This window comes from Laedolimicola ammoniilytica (assembly GCF_025567165.1).
In the GTDB taxonomy this organism is placed as follows: domain Bacteria; phylum Bacillota; class Clostridia; order Lachnospirales; family Lachnospiraceae; genus Laedolimicola; species Laedolimicola ammoniilytica.
This window is the reverse complement of sequence record NZ_JAOQKC010000028.1, coordinates 16,245-35,633: the sequence shown is the minus strand read 5'-3', so window position 1 is coordinate 35,633 and position 19,389 is coordinate 16,245. Positions and strand designations below refer to the sequence as shown.

The 19,389-nt window shown below is 47.3% G+C and carries 17 protein-coding genes and 1 pseudogene; 17 read left to right on the top strand and 1 reads right to left on the bottom strand.

Annotated elements, in window-relative coordinates:
• The 16 genes and pseudogenes from OCV63_RS15505 to OCV63_RS15430 form a co-directional block, all read left to right on the top strand.
• Positions 1–5,537 (top strand): SNF2-related protein (locus OCV63_RS15505; RefSeq protein ID WP_158365198.1); only part of this gene is annotated, 5,537 nt, incomplete at its 5' end.
• A gap of 173 nt (positions 5,538–5,710) precedes the next feature.
• On the top strand, positions 5,711–7,831 hold the full coding sequence (locus OCV63_RS15500; RefSeq protein WP_158365191.1) for a recombinase family protein: 2,121 nt from the start codon (positions 5,711–5,713) through the stop codon (positions 7,829–7,831).
• Positions 7,756–8,133, top strand: coding sequence for a TnpV protein (locus tag OCV63_RS15495; RefSeq protein ID WP_054325472.1), 378 nt, complete (start codon positions 7,756–7,758; stop codon positions 8,131–8,133). Before OCV63_RS15500 ends, OCV63_RS15495 begins: the two co-directional genes overlap by 76 nt.
• Positions 8,134–8,387: 254 nt before the next feature.
• Positions 8,388–8,717: a DUF6442 family protein gene (locus OCV63_RS15490; RefSeq protein WP_015533645.1), complete on the top strand. Its 330-nt coding sequence runs from the start codon at positions 8,388–8,390 to the stop codon at positions 8,715–8,717.
• Complete coding sequence (locus OCV63_RS15485) at positions 8,714–8,920, top strand: helix-turn-helix transcriptional regulator (RefSeq protein WP_015533646.1); 207 nt, start codon at positions 8,714–8,716, stop codon at positions 8,918–8,920. Before OCV63_RS15490 ends, OCV63_RS15485 begins: the two co-directional genes overlap by 4 nt.
• A gap of 9 nt (positions 8,921–8,929) precedes the next feature.
• Positions 8,930–9,232 (top strand): DUF3784 domain-containing protein, encoded by a 303-nt coding sequence (locus tag OCV63_RS15480; RefSeq protein WP_015533647.1) that lies wholly within the window; start codon positions 8,930–8,932, stop codon positions 9,230–9,232.
• A 154-nt stretch (positions 9,233–9,386) separates the two neighbouring features.
• Positions 9,387–9,797, top strand: a complete 411-nt coding sequence (locus tag OCV63_RS17585; RefSeq protein ID WP_158365190.1) for a helix-turn-helix domain-containing protein — start codon at positions 9,387–9,389, stop codon at positions 9,795–9,797.
• Between the two features lie 261 nt (positions 9,798–10,058).
• On the top strand, positions 10,059–10,250 hold the full coding sequence (locus OCV63_RS15470; protein ID WP_015533648.1) for a hypothetical protein: 192 nt from the start codon (positions 10,059–10,061) through the stop codon (positions 10,248–10,250).
• Positions 10,231–11,250: an AAA family ATPase gene (locus OCV63_RS15465; RefSeq protein WP_262670913.1), complete on the top strand. Its 1,020-nt coding sequence runs from the start codon at positions 10,231–10,233 to the stop codon at positions 11,248–11,250. Before OCV63_RS15470 ends, OCV63_RS15465 begins: the two co-directional genes overlap by 20 nt.
• Positions 11,251–11,432: 182 nt before the next feature.
• Positions 11,433–12,698: a plasmid recombination protein gene (locus tag OCV63_RS15460; RefSeq protein WP_158365188.1), complete on the top strand. Its 1,266-nt coding sequence runs from the start codon at positions 11,433–11,435 to the stop codon at positions 12,696–12,698.
• A gap of 122 nt (positions 12,699–12,820) precedes the next feature.
• Positions 12,821–13,009: a hypothetical protein gene (locus OCV63_RS15455; protein ID WP_015533651.1), complete on the top strand. Its 189-nt coding sequence runs from the start codon at positions 12,821–12,823 to the stop codon at positions 13,007–13,009.
• 1 nt (position 13,010) lies between these two features.
• Positions 13,011–14,765: pseudogene (locus OCV63_RS15450) on the top strand (helicase-related protein); the annotation flags it as partial.
• A 1-nt stretch (position 14,766) separates the two neighbouring features.
• The gene (locus tag OCV63_RS15445; RefSeq protein WP_158365187.1) at positions 14,767–15,585 is read left to right on the top strand and encodes a DUF3848 domain-containing protein; all 819 of its coding nucleotides are present in this window, start codon (positions 14,767–14,769) and stop codon (positions 15,583–15,585) included.
• Between the two features lie 2 nt (positions 15,586–15,587).
• Positions 15,588–15,926, top strand: coding sequence for a plasmid mobilization protein (locus tag OCV63_RS15440; protein ID WP_158365186.1), 339 nt, complete (start codon positions 15,588–15,590; stop codon positions 15,924–15,926).
• Between the two features lie 151 nt (positions 15,927–16,077).
• Positions 16,078–16,380: a hypothetical protein gene (locus OCV63_RS15435; RefSeq protein ID WP_007045794.1), complete on the top strand. Its 303-nt coding sequence runs from the start codon at positions 16,078–16,080 to the stop codon at positions 16,378–16,380.
• Positions 16,377–16,676 (top strand): CD1845 family protein, encoded by a 300-nt coding sequence (locus OCV63_RS15430; protein WP_158365185.1) that lies wholly within the window; start codon positions 16,377–16,379, stop codon positions 16,674–16,676. Before OCV63_RS15435 ends, OCV63_RS15430 begins: the two co-directional genes overlap by 4 nt.
• Positions 16,677–16,749: 73 nt before the next feature.
• On the opposite strand, the gene OCV63_RS15425 is transcribed toward OCV63_RS15430, so the two are convergent.
• Positions 16,750–18,159: an ATP-binding protein gene (locus OCV63_RS15425; protein ID WP_158365184.1), complete on the bottom strand. Its 1,410-nt coding sequence runs from the start codon at positions 18,157–18,159 to the stop codon at positions 16,750–16,752.
• A gap of 126 nt (positions 18,160–18,285) precedes the next feature.
• Here OCV63_RS15425 and OCV63_RS15420 point away from each other — a divergent pair.
• On the top strand, positions 18,286–19,389 hold a 1,104-nt coding region (locus OCV63_RS15420), incomplete at its 3' end, for a relaxase/mobilization nuclease domain-containing protein (protein WP_158365197.1).

Below are 19,389 nucleotides of genomic sequence, written 5' to 3'. Positions count from 1 at the left end.
CGGCAGGCTATGAACGCTCCCTCCTTTCAGAAAAGCTCTGGTATCTGTACCACGATTTCAGCGAGGAAGCCAGAGAAGCCGGATATTTGTCCTGCCTGTCAGAAATCAAAGGCAATGGTTTCCCGGAGGAGACCCGCCGCCTGATGGAGCAGCTGAGTGAACCGGCTTTCCGCCAGACCCTCAAGGAAGAATACGCTGCCTTCTGGACTGCCTATCAGCAGGACCGTGACCTGTTGCGTTTTCACTATCATAGACCGAGAGAGATCTGGGAGAACCTGAAGGACCTTGACCTGCCCCGCAGGACCTTTTCTTCAGAGCTTTCCCAAGTGCCAACCGTCCAGCACTTTATTACCGAGGATGAGATCGACGCCGCCATGACCGGCGGAAGCAGTTTCGCCGGAGGAAAAGGCCGTATCTATGCGTTCTTCATGGAAAACCATACGGATAAGGAAAAAGTGAGATTCCTCAAAGACGAGTATGGCATTGGCGGACGCTCTCATGCCCTGTCCGGCGCAACACACAGCGGCGAAGATCACGACGGGAAAGGGTTGCACTATAAAAAGCAGGACTGCCCGGATGTTCACTTGAACTGGGAAAAGGTTGCCAAGCGCATTACCTCTCTTGTCCAGAAAGGCCGTTATCTTACCGAACAGGAACAGGCGCAGTATGACAAAATCCAGGCTGAAAAGGAATTGGCAGAAGAAGATGCCATCCAAGCCCAGCAGCCGGAGGTGGAGGAAGAAACGCCAAAGCCTACCCTTCGGGAGCAGTTTGAGCAGTATAAGACTGTGGTGACTGCCGCCATTTCCGAGGATGCCGCATACCGCAATGCCTGCGGGCATTCTGACCGTGAAAATGCTGTCATCGAGGGCAATGCCGCTGTGCGCCGTGCGGTCCTTGGTTCTAAGGATATGGAGCTGATTCGCCTCTATTCGGATGTGCCGGAGTTCCGACAGCGACTGCACCGGGAAGTGATCGACGAAACCTATCCAAAGCTCCATGAACTTCTGCGCCCTCTTTCTCAGGAAGATATTGATACTGCCCTTTGTGCATGGAACGGCAATATCGAGAGTAAACACGCTGTCGTCCGTTATATGAAAGACCATGCAAGAGAGAAAGATACCGCTGCATGGCTGGCTCAGGAATACAGTGGCAGCAACATCCCGTTCGTTGTCCGTGCCGGAAGCCCGGAGGAAACGCAGCTGCCCTGGCCGAAGGTACAGCGCAGGCTTGCCCAGCTGATTCAGGAGGACCGGTTCTATACCGAAGAAGAACAGGACCGTTTTGACGACATCGACCCAATCGCCATCCGGGAAGCTCTGGAGGAAAGAGGGATCGTCAACGGCCAGGTGGCAGACCCGGAAAAACCGGACAATGATTCGTTTATCCAACAGGTGATGTCAGATGCCGAGCAGATCGCAGATGCCGAGACAGAGCAGACTTCCGAAGTTTCCATTTCCGATGAGGAATATGACGCAGTTCGCCGCCCAATTCCGCAAAGAACCTCCTATGACCCCGCCGCCCCGGTCTATGCCGTGGGCGATACCGTGTATATCGAGGATGACGCCTATCAGATCACCGAGCTGCGGGAGGACACCGTACAGCTTCTGCCCACCGGGATGGTATATCCCATCTACCGGGCAGAGCGCAAAGAACAGTTCGAGCAGCTGCTTCGGGCAGACCGCCGCAATGCTTACTATACCGAGTTTCTTCCCATTGACCCGGACAAGGCGGATCAGGACTTACGGGATGTATTGGCTCATGGACTGATGGATGAAGCGGATAAAAAGCAGATTTCCACGCTGCTGCAATCCGGCAGGAGCAACAGCGAGATCGCCTACTGGCTGAGCAGAGCCTATTCCGGTGAGATCGAGACACTGAATCTGGAGACTGGCGATATTGCCGATTACCGTACCACGGCACGGGGCATAGAACTGGAAGTCATGGATGCAGAGGAAAAGCGTCTGGCTATGCTGTATTTCCGCTGGGATGAGGTTGCACCTTTGCTGCGCGGGATGTATGCCCGTCAGCAGGACGGTTTTGGACAGGAACAGCCCCAACCGGCTACCGAATCCCCGACCTTCCATTCCGAGACCATGGCCGTCTATCCGGGCGATAAGAACAATCTGCCTTATGATGTGGTGGTGGAACGACTGCATATCGAGGAGCCGGAGCCACCAGCCCCTGTGACTGAGCCGGAGAAAACCTTTGAGGAAGTGTTGGATGAACACCCGGTTTCCATTCAGGTCAATGGCCAGTGGCAGACCTTTCCCAATGCCAAAGCTGCCGAGGAAGCATCTTATGAGGAATACAAGGCTAACCTGCGCCGCAATGCAAAAAACTTTCGCATTACCGATGAGCATTTGGGTGAAGGCGGTCCGAAAGCCAAGTTCCAGGCAAATATCAATGCCATTCGTTTGCTGAAAGAGCTGGAAGCTGCCGGACAGCAGGCAAGCCCGGAACAGCAGGAAGTCCTATCCCGCTATGTGGGCTGGGGCGGTCTTTCTGATGCCTTTGACCCGGAGAAACCGGCATGGGCTTCCGAGTATGCCCAGCTGAAAGAGCTGCTGACCCCGGAGGAATATGTCGCCGCCAGAAGCTCCACCCTCAACGCCCATTACACCAGCCCTACGGTCATTCAGGCCATCTATGAAGCGGTGGGCCGTATGGGATTTGAGACCGGAAATATTTTGGAGCCATCTATGGGTGTGGGCAATTTCTTCGGTATGCTGCCGGAGGAAATGAGAAACAGCCGTCTGTACGGCGTGGAGCTGGACCCGGTTTCCGGGCGCATCGCAAAGCAGCTCTATCCCAAGGCGGACATCACAGTAGGCGGCTTTGAGACCACCGATAGGCGTGACTTCTTTGACCTTGCTATCGGCAATGTACCTTTCGGTCAGTATCAGGTCAACGACAAAGCCTACAACAAGCTGAATTTCAGTATTCATAACTATTTTTTTGCCAAAGCACTGGATCAGGTGCGTCCCGGCGGAGTGGTAGCTTTTGTAACCTCCCGCTATACTATGGACGCCAAGGATTCCACCGTGCGCCGCTATCTTGCCCAGCGTGCTGAGCTGCTGGGAGCGATCCGTCTGCCGAATGACGCGTTCAAAAAGAATGCCGGTGCCGAGGTGGTATCGGACATCATCTTCCTCCAAAAGCGGGACCGCCTGCTGGACATTGCACCAGAGTGGACCCAGACCGGACAGACGCAGGACGGCTTTGCCATCAACCGGTATTTTATCGACCACCCGGAAATGGTGCTGGGCCGACAGGAACCGGAAAGCACCGCCCATGGCATGGACTACACCGTGAATCCCATTGAGGGGCTGGAGCTTGCCGATCAGCTGCATGATGCTGTGAAGTACATTCATGGCACTTATCAGGAGGCAGAACTGCCGGAGCTGGGCGAGGGCGAAACCATTGACACCTCCATTCCTGCTGACCCAAATGTGAAGAACTATTCCTATGCCATTGTAGACGGACAGGTGTACTACCGGGAAAACAGCCGCATGGTGCGCCCTGATCTCAACGCCACCGCCGAAGCCCGCGTGAAAGGTCTTGTGGGACTGCGTGATTGTGTGCAGGAACTGATCGACCTTCAGATGGATGCAGCGGTTCCAGACAGCACCATTCGGGAGAAGCAGGCGGAACTGAACCGGCTCTATGACAGCTTTTCTGCCAAATACGGTCTCATCAACGACCGTGCAAACCGGCTGGCTTATGCAGATGATTCTTCCTATTACCTGCTCTGTGCGCTGGAAGTCATCGACGAGGACGGAAAGCTGGAACGCAAGGCGGATATGTTCACCAAACGGACCATCAAGCCCCATCAGGCGGTGGCTGTGGTGGATACGGCAAGCGAAGCACTGGCGGTGTCTATCTCGGAAAAAGCCTGCGTGGATATGGGCTATATGAGCCAGCTTACCGGAAAAACCAAAGAAGAACTGGCCGGAGAACTGCAAGGCGTGATCTTTCGTGTACCGGGACAGCTGGAACAGGACGGATCGCCCCATTATGTGACTGCTGATGAATACCTTTCCGGCAATGTACGCCGCAAACTGCGCCAGGCGCAGCGGGCGGCACAGCAGGACCAGGTTTATGCAGTCAATGTGGAAGCCCTTACCGCCGCCCAGCCCAAAGACCTGGATGCGTCGGAGATCGAGGTGCGTCTGGGCGCTACCTGGATCGACAAAGAGTACATCCAGCAGTTTATGTACGAGACCTTCAACACCCCGTTTTATCTCCAGCGCAGTATCGAGGTCAACTATTCCTCCTTTACTGCTGAATGGCAGATCAAGGGGAAATCTTCCGTATCCTACAACGATGTAGCAGCTTACACCACCTATGGAACCAGCCGTGCCAATGCCTACAAGATTTTGGAGGACAGCCTGAACCTGCGGGATGTCCGTATCTATGACACCATAGAGGACGCAGACGGAAAAGAGCGCCGCGTGCTGAACGCCAAGGAGACCACCCTGGCTGCACAAAAACAGCAGGCTATCCGGGAAGCCTTTAAGGACTGGATCTGGAGAGATCCGGAGCGCCGCCAGACTCTGGTGCGCCAGTACAACGAAGAAATGAACTCTACCCGTCCCCGCGAGTATGATGGCAGCCATATCACTTTTGGCGGCATGAACCCGGCCATTACCCTGCGGGAACACCAGAAAAGCGCTATCGCCCATGTGCTGTATGGAGGAAATACCCTGTTGGCACATGAAGTAGGCGCAGGCAAAACTTTTGAGATGGTAGCTGCTGCGATGGAAGCCAAACGCCTGGGCTTGTGCCAGAAATCTCTCTTTGTGGTTCCCAACCACCTGACCGAGCAGTGGGCGTCGGAGTTTCTGCGCCTCTATCCTTCTGCCAACATCTTAGTCACCACCAAAAAGGACTTTGAGACCCATAACCGCAAAAAGTTCTGCGCCCGTATTGCGACCGGTGACTACGACGCCATCATCATGGGACACAGCCAGTTTGAGCGTATCCCCATCAGCCGGGAGCGTCAGGAACGGCTTCTCTATGAACAGATCGACGAGATCACTGAGGGAATTGCAGAGGTACAGGCCAGCGGCGGCGAGCGTTTTACCGTCAAGCAGCTGGAGCGTACCAGAAAGTCTCTGGAAGCCAGACTGGAAAAGCTGCAAGCCGAAGGGCGAAAAGACGATGTGGTAACCTTCGAGCAGCTGGGTGTGGACCGTTTGTTTGTGGACGAGGCCCACAACTATAAAAACCTGTTTCTATACACAAAAATGCGGAATGTGGCTGGTCTTTCCACATCGGACGCGCAGAAATCCTCCGATATGTTTGCCAAGTGCCGCTATATGGATGAGATCACCGGAAACCGTGGCGTGATTTTTGCCACCGGCACACCTGTCAGCAACTCCATGACCGAGCTTTACACCATGCAGCGTTACCTTCAGTATGAACGCCTGCAAGAGCTGAACATGACCCACTTCGACTGCTGGGCTTCCCGATTTGGAGAGACCGTCACAGCTTTGGAGCTGGCACCGGAGGGCTATACTTTAGTAGGACGATAAATAATGCGTTCCTAAATTGAAAATAGGTTATCAAAGTCGGTTTCAGAACTTCAAAAATTTTTTTGATTTTTTTGAAAAACAGTTCCGCTTTGTACCCCTATTTTCTCCTATTAGCAGAGGGAGTAATTCCTGTAATGCTAAATCAGATTACATAAAGAAAGGAGGATAAGAGAATGTCAAGGACTTCAAAGATTACAGCACTCTATGAGCGTTTATCAAGAGATGATGACCTCAATGGTGAATCAAATTCAATAACCAACCAAAAGAAATACTTGGAAGATTATGCTCGCAGAAATGGGTTCACGAATATTCGCCATTTTACTGACGATGGTTTTTCGGGTGTAAATTTCAATCGTCCGAGTTTTCAGGAGTTGATTAAGGAAGTAGAAGCAGGAAATGTCGCAACGATTATTGTTAAGGATATGAGCCGATTAGGGCGAAACTATCTGCAAGTCGGTTTTTATACGGAAGTTCTGTTCCCACAGAAAGATGTCCGTTTCCTTGCGATAAATAACAGTATCGACAGCAATAATGCTTCTGACAATGACTTTGCCCCATTTTTGAATATAATGAACGAATGGTACGCAAAAGACACAAGCAATAAAATCAAGGCTGTGTTTGACGCCCGTATGAAAGACGGAAAGCGTTGTAGCGGTTCAATTCCCTATGGATATAACCGATTAGCAACCGACAAACAAACGCTTGTCGTTGACCCTGTGGCTTCTGCGGTGGTAAAGCGTATCTTTTTGCTTGCCAACGAGGGCAAAAGTCCGAGAGCAATCGCTGAATTGCTTACCGAAGAAAAGGTTTTAATTCCGGCTGCACACGCAAAGGAATATCACCCCGAACAGTATAACGGAACAAAGTTTTCAGACCCGTATCTTTGGGGAATGTCAACCATAAGAGCGATTTTAAGCAGACAGGAATATCTCGGTCATACTGTTTTGCGTAAATCGGTCAGCACCAATTTCAAACTGCACAAAAGAAAGAATACCGATGAAGATGAACAGTATGTATTTTATAATACGCACGAGCCTATCATCTCGCAGGAACTTTGGGACAGCGTTCAGAAGCGAAAGAAACGAGCGAACAGGACAGCGGCAAGAGGAACGCATAGCAACCGTTTAAGCGGTTATCTGTACTGTGCGGATTGTGGCAGAAGAATGACCCTGCAAACGCATTACAGTAAAAAAGACCGTTCGGTGCAGTATTCTTACCGTTGCGGCGGATATGCAAGCAAAGTAAACTCCTGCTCTGCCCATTCAATTAGTGCTGATAATGTTGAAGCCTTGATATTATCGGCTGTCAAACGATTATCAAGATTTGTTCTGAATGACGAAGAAGACTTTGCAAAGGAACTTCAAGCACTTTGGAATGAAAAGCAGACAGAAAAGCCAAAGCACAATAAATCGGAATTGCACCGTTTTCAGAAGCGATACGATGAATTGTCTAAACTTATTCGTGGCTTGTATGAAAATCTTGTTTCGGGATTACTGCCCGAAAGACAGTATAAGCAACTGATGAAGCAGTACGATGACGAACAGGCTGAGCTGGAAACGAAGATTGAGGAAATGGAAAAGGAACTTACCGAAGAAAAAGTAAATGCTGTTGATATTAAGCATTTCATTTCTTTAATTCGCAAGTGCAAAGAGCCGACAGAAATTTCCGATTTGATGTTTGCTGAACTCATTGACAAGATTGTGGTTTATGAAGCAGAGGGTGTGGGAAAAGCAAGGACACAAAAGGTTGATATTTACTTCAACTATGTCGGGCAGGTCGATATTGCCTATACAGAAGAAGAACTTGCTGAAATAAAGGCACAGGAAGAACAGATTGAGATGGAACGCTTGGCAAAACAGCGTGAGCGTGAAAAAGCCTACCGAGAGAAGCGAAAGGCGAAAAAACTCGCTGAAAACGGTGGAGAAATCGTCAAGACAAAGATATGTCCTCACTGTCAAAAAGAGTTTGTGCCTACAAGTAACCGACAGATATTCTGTTCAAAAGATTGTTGCTATCAGGCAAGGCAGGACAAGACAAAAGCCGACAGAGAAGCTGAAAAAGGAAATCATTATTATCGTCAGCGTGTCTGTGCTGTGTGTGGCAGTACCTACTGGCCTACACACAGTCAGCAGAAATTCTGTTCCGAAGAATGTCAAAAGATAAACCATAACGAGAAGTCTTTGGAATTTTATCACAAGAAGCAGAAGGAGAAATCAGAATGCAAAGATTTATTACAGACGAAAGAACTGGTATCCAGTACGAACTCATCGGAGATTATTACTATCCCTGCTTGACGATAGAAAACGAAGAACCGCCTACGCTCACAAAATACGGAAGAATGAGGGAAAGATATTTGAGGGAGCATAGGAAAGTCTTATATTGCAATCTGCTTACAAGCGGAAAGTTATATGAACACCTTGCTGAAATTGATACTTCGGCGTGTAATATGGCGGAGTATCTGATAAAGGAAATGGCAAGAAAACAAGGTGTGACGGAACAACTGAAAGCGGAGGATATGATGAGATGGGTCGGATTGATGAATAATATCCGAGCCTGTGCAGATGAGATTGTATTGAACGATATTGTGTATTCCTAATAGCATACCAACCGAAAAGGAACTGCTGTCTTAACGGATGGCAGTTTTCTTTTTCGGCAAGTATTCAAGAAGTTATTAAGTCGTGAGTGTAATGGAAGTGGTAGAAAAGTATAACGCAAACAGGTATAAACCCCGTATCTGATATGCCATTCCCTTATATATGGTTGTAACTTTTGTATGAACGCTATTGACAAGAAAACTTGGTATGAGTATAATTAAGGTGTGCAAAGAAAACTTGGAACGGAGGTATTCTTATGAAAAAGGAAGAAATCTTAAACGCAAGTAGAAAAGAACATCAAAATAAAGACTTGGCTGAAATGGAAATGATATATCGAGCAGGAAGTCACGCAAGTAGAGTGGGGGCTTTGGTGTGTTGTCTGCTTTCTTTGCTATCTTCTATGCTTGCCCATACTATGATTTACAGTCCTTGGGTTATATATTTCAGTATTCTTGCGACACAATGGTTAGTTCGCTTTATCAAAATGAAACGAAGGAGTGATTTGCTATTGACCATTATGTTTTTCATTCTTTCCGTTTTGGCATTTGTTGGATTTGTTCGCCAAATTTTAGAGGTGAGCATATGAAAGAGCAATTACATTTGAAAAATCACTTAAAGGAAGTTCGTACAGCAGCAAATCTTTCTCAAACACAGCTTGCAGAAATGGTAGGAGTTTCAAGAAATACCATTAGTTCTATTGAAACTGGACAGTTCAACCCAACAGCAAAGTTGGCATTGATTTTATGTATTGCTTTAGACAAGAAATTTGAAGAACTGTTCTATTTTTAGGAGGTAATTATGGAGAACATTATGTTGTTGATTTTAGGAGTGTTCATATCTGTTATGGGAATTGTAAATATCAAAGGCAATATCAGTACAATTCATTCTTACAATAGGCGAAAAGTAAAAGAAGAAGATATACCAAAGTATGGAAAAGCCGTTGGAACAGGAACACTGATTATCGGAATATCTTTGGTGTTAGGTTTTATAGTTTCATTTTGGAGTGAAGAGATTATGGGATTTATTATTCTTCCAGCAGTTATTGTCGGATTAGGCTTTATGTTGTATGGACAAATTAAATACAATAAAGGGATTTTTTAAGCAAAGGAAACTTTGAATTTTCCGAATTTTTTAATACATTTTTGAACTGAAAAACTTGATTGAAACCGTTGGTTGACACATTTCCAAGCATAGGTGGTGGTAATGCAACTATAAAAAATGCTATGATTTTGTCAAAAGGAAAGGAGAACTGACAATGAATATAGCAGACAGAATACAATATTTACGAAAACAAAAAGGATATTCGCAGGAGGAACTTGCTGATAAGGTTGGTGTATCAAGACAGGCTGTATCAAAATGGGAAAGTGAACAAAGCACACCCGATTTAGAAAAAGTAATCGCTATGAGCGAACTTTTTGAAGTCACAACGGATTATATTCTTAAAGGAATAGAACCAGTATCAACAACGAATAGAAAGACTGTTAAGACGTTGTACTTAGGGTTTGTTTTAATATTTGCAACCATAGCAGGAATATGGTCTTTTGCTGCAAACCGATTTAATTATGATGAAATTATTATGATTATTTTAGCAGGCGGCGTAGTTGGTTTAGGAATGGCTCTAATTGTTCAGGTAATCGGCAGTATAGTTTCAAACAAGAAACAATAATAAAAGTGAAACTTTCAGTTTTACGCAGATAATCAACAATCTATTAGAACGCAGAAAACATCGTAGAAATACGGTGTTTTTTGTTGCCCCAAACCCTACAATTTCATACATAACCACAGGTTAGTACAAATACCTTGTGTGATTTTTAGAAAGGCTTAGAAAGGCAATTTTGCCCGATTTTCGCCCCGAGAAATGACAGAAACAAGGCTCTGAGTATCTTCCCTGTGGTTTTTTTGTTTTCAGACGGAAAGGAGGATTGATATGCCGAGAATGAGTAAGAAACGGAAACAAGAGTGGGCGTTGTTTCTGAATGAAAGAAATCGCATTACCTACAACGACCTTTGCAGAAAATGCAGTAATGACTGCAAGCAGAGTTTCCGCTGTATCGTGGTGTATTGCCCGAAGTATTTATCAAAAAGGAGAACGAAGAACAATGATGAAAATGGAAAATGAAATAAATGTAACTGTACCTCTTGAAGTTGTAAAGGCAAGTGAGATTGAACCGAAAGAAGTGAAATGGCTGTGGTATCCGTATATTCCGTTCGGCAAGGTTACGCTCTTGCAGGGCGATCCTGGCGATGGGAAAAGCAAGTTAATGCTTTCCATAGCCGCCCTGCTCTCAAAAGGAGAAGCCTTGCCCTTTACCGATGAAGAAGTTGAACCTATGACTATCATCTATCAGACAACGGAAGATGATGCAGACGATACGGTAGTACCCCGTTTTAATTCTGCCGGTGGGAACGGAGAAAACCTTATCTTCATCAAGGAAGATGAAAAATCTTTATCCTTTGGGGATAACCGTATTGCTGAAGCAATCGAAAAGTACCACGCAAAACTTTTAATTCTTGACCCGATGAGTTCCTATATCGGAGAGAACTGCTCAATGAACAATGCCAACGAAACACGAGCAGAGTTTAATCATCTGATAGCGGTTGCAAAGAATACTGGCTGTGCCATTGTGATTATCGCTCATATGAACAAGATGAGAGATACGAACCCACTTTATCGCACCAACGGTTCGATTGATATTGCGGGTGCTGCAAGAAGTATTCTTGCAATCACACGCACACCGAACAAAGAAGCTCCAGCGGAAAGATATATGGTGCAAGTGAAATCCAACCTTGCCCCGACAGGCTCGGCAATTCTCTTTGAGGTGGCAGAAAAGGGCGTGGACTTTATCTCTGAAATGGAAATGACAGCAGAAGAAGCGTTCCAGTCCCTTGCCCCTAAAATGGGCAGACCGAACGACAAGGAAATCAAGGCGAAAGAATTTCTTTTAGAAATGCTGAAAGACGGAGAAATGCTTTCTTCGGATTGTGAAGAAAGACTTGAAGCCGCAGGGTTCAAGAAATCGACCATCAAAAAGGCAAAGAAGAAAGCAGGCGTTATCTCACGAAAACGAGGCTTTCTGTGGTACTGGTCTTTGCCGATGGGCGATATACCGAGAGAATAAAAGCAGGCTGTCTGATGATTGGACAGCCTGTTTTTATGATTGAGGTATCAAAAGGAGGTCAAGGGGGAACTCCCTTGCCCACGACATCTTTGCAGACGAAGTCTGAAAGTGTCATAGTGGGTTACACACATTCAAAGAATGTTGTGTAATGGCTTCGCCTCCTGCTGAGAAAGGAGAGCAAAATGGCAAAAACCAACAAGGCAGATATGAGTTGTGCAAGGGTAAAACAATACACCGCTTCTGATGTGAGCAAGGCGGAAAGGCACAACGAACGCAAGAATGAAACTTACGAAAATATGAATGTGATTGTGGAGCGAATACCCTTTAATGTGCATTTCAAAAAAACGACTGCCCCGACCTATATGGAACAGTTAAAGCAGATGGAAACAGACGGGCAGGTGTCGCTTCGTGGGTTGAGGAAAGACGCAACGCTGTTTGATGAAATTGTGATTGATGTGAACGCGATGTACTTTGAGCGTAATGGTGGCTATGAATACGCAAAGCAGTTTTATGAAGAAGCCTATCATTTCATCGAAGAAAAATTCGGTGCTGACAATGTTATATCGGCAGTAATGCACGCTGATGAAATCAATATAGCAGCCAGTGAGGAACTTGGAAAAGAGGTTTACCATTATCATCTTCACGCTATGGTTCTGCCAGTGGTGGAGAAAGAAATCTTATGGAGTAAGCGTTGTAAAGACCCCGAACTGCGAGGAACAGTCAAGGAAGTTGTTAATCAGATTAGCCATTCAAAGAAATGGAAATCGGATATTCCGCTGGCCGATGAAAAAGGAAATCCGTTGCTAAGAAAGAACGGTAAGCCGATGTTCCGAGCGTCGTACAGCATACTGCAAGACGAATTGTTTAACTATATGACGGAACAAGGATTCAAAGGCTTTCAGCGTGGCGAATACGGAAGTACAGCAGAGCATTTAACTTCCCTGCAATATCAAATCCAACAGGACAAAGAGCGATTGGAGAGGTTGCAGAAGCGTATTCAGAAAGAGCAAGTTAAGTATGAGCCTGCCCGTCATATTTCCAAAACCTTAAATGAGATTGACAGTATGGGGCAGAAAACAATCACAGGTAAAATGGCAATCTCCAAAGAGGATTATTCTCAACTGACTGCCCTTGCCAAAGAGGGTATTACCAGTCGTGCGGAAATCAAAAAATTTGAGCAGAGTGCCACTTATTACCGACAGAAATATATGGACAGTGCAAACGCATTGGAACGAATGAAAACCAAATACAACGAACTGAAAGAAAAGTGCAGACCTTTTCTTGAAGCGTTAGAGCATTTCCCCGAAGTTGCCAAACTTTTTACCGAAAAAGTAAGGCAACTTTTTTCTTTGCGAGAAGCACAGTTACAAGCCGAAAAAGAAGCAAGGGAAAAAGCAAGACAGGAGCGTATCAAGGAACGCAGAAACAAGCGTGGTATGGAAAGATAACCATTTCCATTATACTCACGACTTAATGACTTCTTGATATGTTCTGATGAAACAGATGTATTTGTGGGGTGTTCCAAAGGGAATGCCCCACAGTCAATTTTGGAAAAGGAGAAACGGATTATATGAAAGAAAACACTTTATCTTATACAACACGAATAGGCAAAACAACTTTTATTGTCAATGTGAAGCAATCGGAAAGAGCAAAGAAGCCTTTGAATACGGTATTTCAAGAAATATGCAGACACGAGATGTTGGGAGATTTTTCAGCAGATAACTATTTGAATTTAGAAAATTTGCAAAAATCATCTTGACAAACTCGTTCCCGAAGGCACCGGCTACCGGGCAAGAACGAGATTCAGCAAGTTCTTTAATCTGCCGGAGCTGATGAACCTGTTCAAAGAAGTGGCCGACATTAAGACTGCCGACCAGCTGAATCTGCCCACCCCGGAGGTGGAATACCACAACATCGTGGCGCAGCCTACCGAACATCAGCAGGAAATGGTCAAGACCCTTTCGGAGCGTGCATCGCTGGTACACAGCGGAACCGTTGACCCGTCCCAGGACAATATGCTCAAGATTACCTCGGATGGCCGTAAGCTGGGCCTGGATCAGAGAATCGTCAACCAGATGCTGCCGGATGAACCTGGCACAAAGGTCAATCAATGCGTGGACAACATCATGCAGATCTGGCGGGATGGCAAAGCTGACAAGCTGACCCAGCTGGTGTTCTGCGACATTTCTACACCGCAGGCAAAAGCTCCTGCAAGCAAGGCGGCGAAAACGCTGGATAATCCACTGCTTCACGCATTGGAAGGCGCTGTGCCTCTGCCGGAGCAGGAACCGGTCTTTACGGTATATGACGATATTCGTCAGAAACTCATTGCTCAGGGAATGCCTGCCGACCAGATCGCTTTTATCCATGAAGCCAATACCGAAGTGCGGAAAAAGGAGTTGTTCTCTAAAGTCCGTACCGGTCAGGTGCGTGTCCTTTTGGGCAGCACCGCCAAGATGGGCGCAGGCACCAATGTGCAGGACCGTCTGGTGGCACTTCATGACCTGGACTGTCCGTGGAGACCGGGAGACCTTGCCCAGCGCAAGGGCCGTATCGAGCGCCAGGGCAACCAGAATCCTCTTGTCCATGTGTACCGCTATGTGACAGAAGGAACCTTTGACGCATACCTCTGGCAGACGGTGGAGAACAAGCAAAAATTCATCAGTCAGATCATGACTTCTAAATCGCCGGTGCGCTCCTGCGATGATGTGGATGAAACGGCGCTTTCCTTTGCCGAGATCAAAGCCCTGTGCGCCGGAGATCCCCGCATCAAGGAGCGTATGGATTTGGATGTGGAGGTATCCCGCCTGAAGCTGATGAAAGCCGATCACCAGAGCAAGCAGTATCGTCTGGAGGATCAGCTGCTCAAATACTTCCCGGAGGAGATTGAAAAGCACAAAGGTTTTATCAAGGGCTTTGAATCCGATCTGGAGGTTTTGGCAGCGCACCCGCACCCGGAGGACAGCTTTGTCGGTATGGAGATTCGTGGAGACCTGCTGACCGATAAGGAGAATGCCGGTGCAGCACTTCTGGATGCCTGCAAGGAGGTCAAAACCTCCGATCCGGTGCAGATTGGCAGCTACCGGGGCTATGCCATGTCCGTGGAATTTTCCGCATGGAAACAGGAATATACGCTCCTGCTGAAAGGCCAGATGACCCACAGGGCAACCCTTGGTACAGACCCTCGCGGAAACCTTACCCGTATCGACAATGCCCTCGCTCAGATGCCCCAGCGTCTGGAGGCGGCAAAGGCCCAGCTGGATAACCTCTATCAGCAGCAGGATGCCGCAAAGGAGGAAGTCGGAAAGCCATTCCTCTACGAAGAAGAACTGCGAAGCAAAAATGCCCGTCTGGTGGAGCTGGATACTTTGCTCAACATCGACGGAAAGGGACAGGCACACGCCGAGGCTGTTGTTGCCAAAAGCACACGGACTTCGGTGCTGGATAACCTAAAACGCCCGGTGACGCCCCGCAGTACAGACAAGAAACCAAAACAGCATGAGGAGGTGCGATAACATGAATACCAACGATCTGAATACGGCCCTTTATGAAAAGATGGCCACTGAGCAGGAAAAATACAGGGACTGGTTGAAAAGCCAGCCCCCGGAAGAAATCCTGCACCACACCTATGAATATACTGTCCGTGAGGATATTGTGATGGCGATGGAGGAACTGGAGCTTACCGACGCCCAGGCCCAGGCACTTTTGGAATCTTCTTCGCCGTTGGCGGATGTGTACCGCTATTTTGAAAAGCTGGAGACCAGTTACATGGATGTGATCCGGGACAGCATTGAGAACCGTGCCGACGATGTGTGCAGGGCTAAAGAGGAACTGCGAACAACACCGGTCTATCCCCATTCAGCTGTCTATGCGAGAGAACATGGGGAGCTGGAGCAGTACCGAGCTTCCAACAATGTAAATCGCCAATGCAAGGAGTCCATTGAAGCGGCGGTGCGGGAGCACTTCGACGGAATGTATCTTAGCCACGATGCGGCAAAGGGTGTGATCGAGACCTATGGCATGGAGCGTGTGTCTATGGTTCTGTCTAACACGGTCCAGCTTCAGGACTGGGATGGGCGCTACTCCCGACGCAACAAAGAATGGGCTAAGACCATTCCTAATGATAATCCTGAAACCGTCCGTTGTGGTTATGCCTTAAACAGCCACCCTGCTGTGCTGGATGGTTTTATTGATCTGGTGCGTGAAGAACAGCAGCGCAGCCGTACCCAGAGAGAAAAACTGGAACCGTCCCGTCCCTCAGTACGGGATAAGCTCAAACAGGAGCTGCCCGCCCATAAGTCTGCCTCCCCGAAAAAACGGGAGCCGGAGCGATAACCATGGCAAAGCGCAAGCGGGATGTGCCGGTTTTGTTTTGGGTGTCCGCAGAAGAACTGGAATTGATCCATCAAAAGATGCAGCAATACGGGACAGAGAATTTGAGCGCTTATCTGCGGAAAATGGCGCTGGATGGTTATGTGATCAAGCTGGAACTGCCGGAGCTGAAGGAGTTGGTCTCCCTGATGCGCCGAAGCAGCAACAACTTGAATCAGCTGACCCGCAAAGTGCATGAGACCGGGCGGGTTTATAATGCTGACTTGGAGGATATATCCCAGCGGCAGGAACAACTGTGGGAGGGTGTGAAGGAAATCCTTACCCAACTCTCCAAACTTTCATAACAGGGATAGATACTCCATTTGCGGAGGGAGGAACGGCGTTTCTTCGCCGCACCTTCCTCCGCTTTTTCTTTTTGTCTGTATCCTTGTCTTTTGCCTGTCCGTACCGGATAATATGAGTAGAATAAGAAGCGTAGCAAAGGAGTGAAAACAGATGCTGACCTTTGAAAAGGTGCTGGAGATTTTTGCGGATTACCTGACCGCAGACGAGACCATAGAAGTTTATATAAGCCGCCACGGATGTGTAAGAGTTGAATTTGACCAGGACTTTCACTATTGCTCTGGCGAGGTGTGCCATACTCCCAAGGAACTGTTCGACCTCTTAGCCGATGATTACCGGACTTATCTGGAGATTGAACTGACCAAAGGAAAACGGGAAGTGACGGAAGATGATGAGAGAGAAGCGGATGCCCTGTGCAAACGGCATCTGGAGCGTTGGAAGGAGGAACAGGAATGAAGATTTTGAAATGTCTGCTGATGATCGTAACTGCACCGGTCATTTTGGCGTTGACGCTTTTTGTCTGGCTCTGCACGGGGCTGATCTACATATCCGGTCTGGTGCTTGGTCTACTAAGCACGGTAATTGCTCTGCTTGGCGTGGCTGTGCTGATTACCTATTCCCCGCAGAATGGTGTGATTTTGCTGGTTATGGCATTTTTGATTAGCCCGATGGGGCTACCGCTGGCTGCAATCTGTCTGCTGGGCAAGGTGCAGAGTTTGAAATTTGCAATCCAGGATTGGGTGTATGGGTAAATGATGTGAATATAATTTGGAATGAAAAGAAGCAGGACAATGGGAGATGAGACCCAATGCCCTGCTTCTCTGTTTATTCGGAACGAACTGTAATATATTTTTGATGTTTACTTTTCGGTTTATCGGGAAGTGTCATTTTGAGTGTTCCATTGTTCAATAGCGGACGCAGATATTTTTGTGTAAAGTTTTTTGTGTTTTTGTATCCACAGTGTTCTGCGATTTCTAATTTTGAATGTGGTTCTATGCAAAATGCAAGGATTTTATCATGGGTTGCATCATGGGTTGCGTCATAGGTCTTATCATGGGTCGTTTCTATGATAGAAGGGCCATGATGGTAATTCACATTTTTCAAAATAACTCTGAAATCTGTCGCTGTTGAGGAAAATTCAGGCTTATATGCCGCTGTGTATCCAGGCAGCTTTTCGGTTTCACTGACGATTTTGCGCAGGCCACTTCCACGGCGTTCCATGTACTTCATGCGGTGGAACAGGTCAGCAATCACAGGGTTTCGTCGCATGGAACGGATACTGTAAATATCGTATTCCTGAATTGAGCCGCCGCCAAACATACCGCCCGGAGATGTGATTTCCACCCGATCATCAAACATATCAATATGGATTTCGCTGCCAAGCACAATATAATCACGATGGATAAGCGCATTGACAAGAGCCTCTGTCACAGCTCGTTCAGCATAATCCGGCTTGTCTACACGATACTGTGCCTCTTTGACAAAACGGACTTTGGAATTATTGCGAATAAATTCACTGCCGCTTTTCAGTAGATAAATCAGATTCCCTTCGTATTCCTTATCGTCCAGCGCATCATCAAAGATAGAGCCTTTTTCCAAGCCATTCCACCGGGTACAGAACATACGGGAGTTATAGACTGTGTGCTGATCGGTCATGAGCTTTCCGGCATTGGTCAAGAACCCATTTTTGTCAGCCAAACCGAAGGAGACATAATCGGATGGCTCAAAGCGGAGACCAGTCCGTTCCAGATAGGTTGCTTCCAGAAGTGTAAAGCTGTAATCCTTTTTTACCGCATCTGTTGTTAGGGTATCAAAGGACTGATTGGTTCCCTTTAAGATCAGTTCATTCACAATGTAATCCGGGGCAATTACGCTTTCATTTCCAACACGGATATATGCCTCCATCACGCCGTCTGCCTTGTAATAATATGGGGTGCTACGGCCGGGAGAAACCTCCAGAGCTAATAGATTTTTACCATCTTCCTGTAATGGTTTTAAGATAAACTGAGGTAATGGTGTGATACGTTCTTTGATTAAGCGGCTGATCGCTTCAGCATCCTTTTGAACATCGGACAAGCCGATAGGCTCCCGGTCATCGGAGACTCCGAAAAACAGAGTGCCGCCGATTCCATTGGAAAAGGCACTGACACTTTTTAACCAGCTTTTTGGCTTTTTTGTTTCGAGAGCAACTTTGAAATCACATTCGGTTGCTTCAGCAATGAGCTGTTCTATCATAGAAATCCCTCCTTTGAGGTTGTAGAATATTCTTTTTTATTATACCCAGCGGAGAAAGTTATTGCAACGATAGAAGCAAAGAGTTCAGCGAAAACAAAAATATTTATGAGAGGAGGGCCTTCTATTATGGCAACTACAAGAATCATGCCGCTTCATGTCGGCAAAGGCCGCACAGAGAGTCGGGCGATCAGTGACATCATCGACTATGTGGCCAATCCAAAGAAAACAGATAACGGCAGGCTCATTACCGGCTATGCGTGTGACAGCCGGACTGCGGATGCAGAGTTTCTTCTGGCAAAGAGGCAATACATTGCCGCTACCGGACGAGTGCGTGGTACAGATGATGTGATTGCCTATCATGTGCGCCAGTCCTTCCGCCCCGGTGAGATTACCCCGGAAGAAGCCAACCGTCTGGGCGTAGAATTTGCAAGGCGTTTTACTAAAGGAAATCATGCCTTTGTGGTCTGCACTCACATAGACAAGTCGCACATTCATAATCACATTATCTGGTCATCGGTCAGCTTAGAATATGACCGGAAGTTCCGCAATTTTTGGGGCAGTACCAAGGCGGTTCGTCGGCTAAGTGACACCATCTGTATTGAGAATGGACTGTCCATTGTAGAGAATCCGAAACTTTACGGAAAGAGCTATAACAAATGGCTGGGCGATCAGGCAAAGCCATCTCACCGAGAGCTGCTTCGTGTGGCGATTGACAACGCATTATCACAAAGTCCTGCTGACTTTGAAGAACTGCTGAAGCTGTTGCAAGAGTATGATTGTGAAGTCTCAAAGCGCGGAAAATCGTATCGACTGAAGCTCTCTGGTTGGGAGAAAGCCGCCCGCATGGACAGTCTGGGCGAAGGATATGGATTGGAAGATTTGCGGGCAGTTCTCTTAGGGAAGAAAGCACATACCCCGCGAAAGAAAACCGTCACACAGGCAGAGCCGCCGAAGGTCAATCTGCTGGTGGACATTCAGGCAAAATTGCAGGCTGGAAAAGGTGCTGGCTATGCTCGATGGGCTAAAGTTTTTAATCTGAAACAAATGGCGCAGACCATGAATTACCTGTCAGAGAACAATCTGCTGGAGTATGCGGTTTTGGAAGAAAAGGCTACGGCTGCCACGGCACATCACAATGAACTTTCGGCGCAGATCAAAGCGGCTGAAAAGCGCATGGCAGAGATCGCTGTTCTGCGTACTCACATCGTAAATTATGCCAAGACCCGTGAG

Excerpts from the sequence above, each read along its gene's own strand:
- OCV63_RS15500 (WP_158365191.1), top strand. The coding sequence starts at position 5,711 with ATGTCAAGGACTTCAAAGATTACAGCACTCTATGAGCGTTTATCAAGA.
- OCV63_RS15495 (WP_054325472.1), top strand. The coding sequence starts at position 7,756 with ATGCAAAGATTTATTACAGACGAAAGAACTGGTATCCAGTACGAACTC.
- OCV63_RS15490 (WP_015533645.1), top strand. The coding sequence starts at position 8,388 with ATGAAAAAGGAAGAAATCTTAAACGCAAGTAGAAAAGAACATCAAAAT.
- OCV63_RS15485 (WP_015533646.1), top strand. The coding sequence starts at position 8,714 with ATGAAAGAGCAATTACATTTGAAAAATCACTTAAAGGAAGTTCGTACA.
- OCV63_RS15480 (WP_015533647.1), top strand. The coding sequence starts at position 8,930 with ATGGAGAACATTATGTTGTTGATTTTAGGAGTGTTCATATCTGTTATG.
- OCV63_RS17585 (WP_158365190.1), top strand. The coding sequence starts at position 9,387 with ATGAATATAGCAGACAGAATACAATATTTACGAAAACAAAAAGGATAT.
- OCV63_RS15470 (WP_015533648.1), top strand. The coding sequence starts at position 10,059 with ATGCCGAGAATGAGTAAGAAACGGAAACAAGAGTGGGCGTTGTTTCTG.
- OCV63_RS15465 (WP_262670913.1), top strand. The coding sequence starts at position 10,231 with ATGATGAAAATGGAAAATGAAATAAATGTAACTGTACCTCTTGAAGTT.
- OCV63_RS15460 (WP_158365188.1), top strand. The coding sequence starts at position 11,433 with ATGGCAAAAACCAACAAGGCAGATATGAGTTGTGCAAGGGTAAAACAA.
- OCV63_RS15455 (WP_015533651.1), top strand. The coding sequence starts at position 12,821 with ATGAAAGAAAACACTTTATCTTATACAACACGAATAGGCAAAACAACT.
- OCV63_RS15445 (WP_158365187.1), top strand. The coding sequence starts at position 14,767 with ATGAATACCAACGATCTGAATACGGCCCTTTATGAAAAGATGGCCACT.
- OCV63_RS15440 (WP_158365186.1), top strand. The coding sequence starts at position 15,588 with ATGGCAAAGCGCAAGCGGGATGTGCCGGTTTTGTTTTGGGTGTCCGCA.
- OCV63_RS15435 (WP_007045794.1), top strand. The coding sequence starts at position 16,078 with ATGCTGACCTTTGAAAAGGTGCTGGAGATTTTTGCGGATTACCTGACC.
- OCV63_RS15430 (WP_158365185.1), top strand. The coding sequence starts at position 16,377 with ATGAAGATTTTGAAATGTCTGCTGATGATCGTAACTGCACCGGTCATT.
- OCV63_RS15425 (WP_158365184.1), bottom strand. The coding sequence starts at position 18,159 with ATGATAGAACAGCTCATTGCTGAAGCAACCGAATGTGATTTCAAAGTT.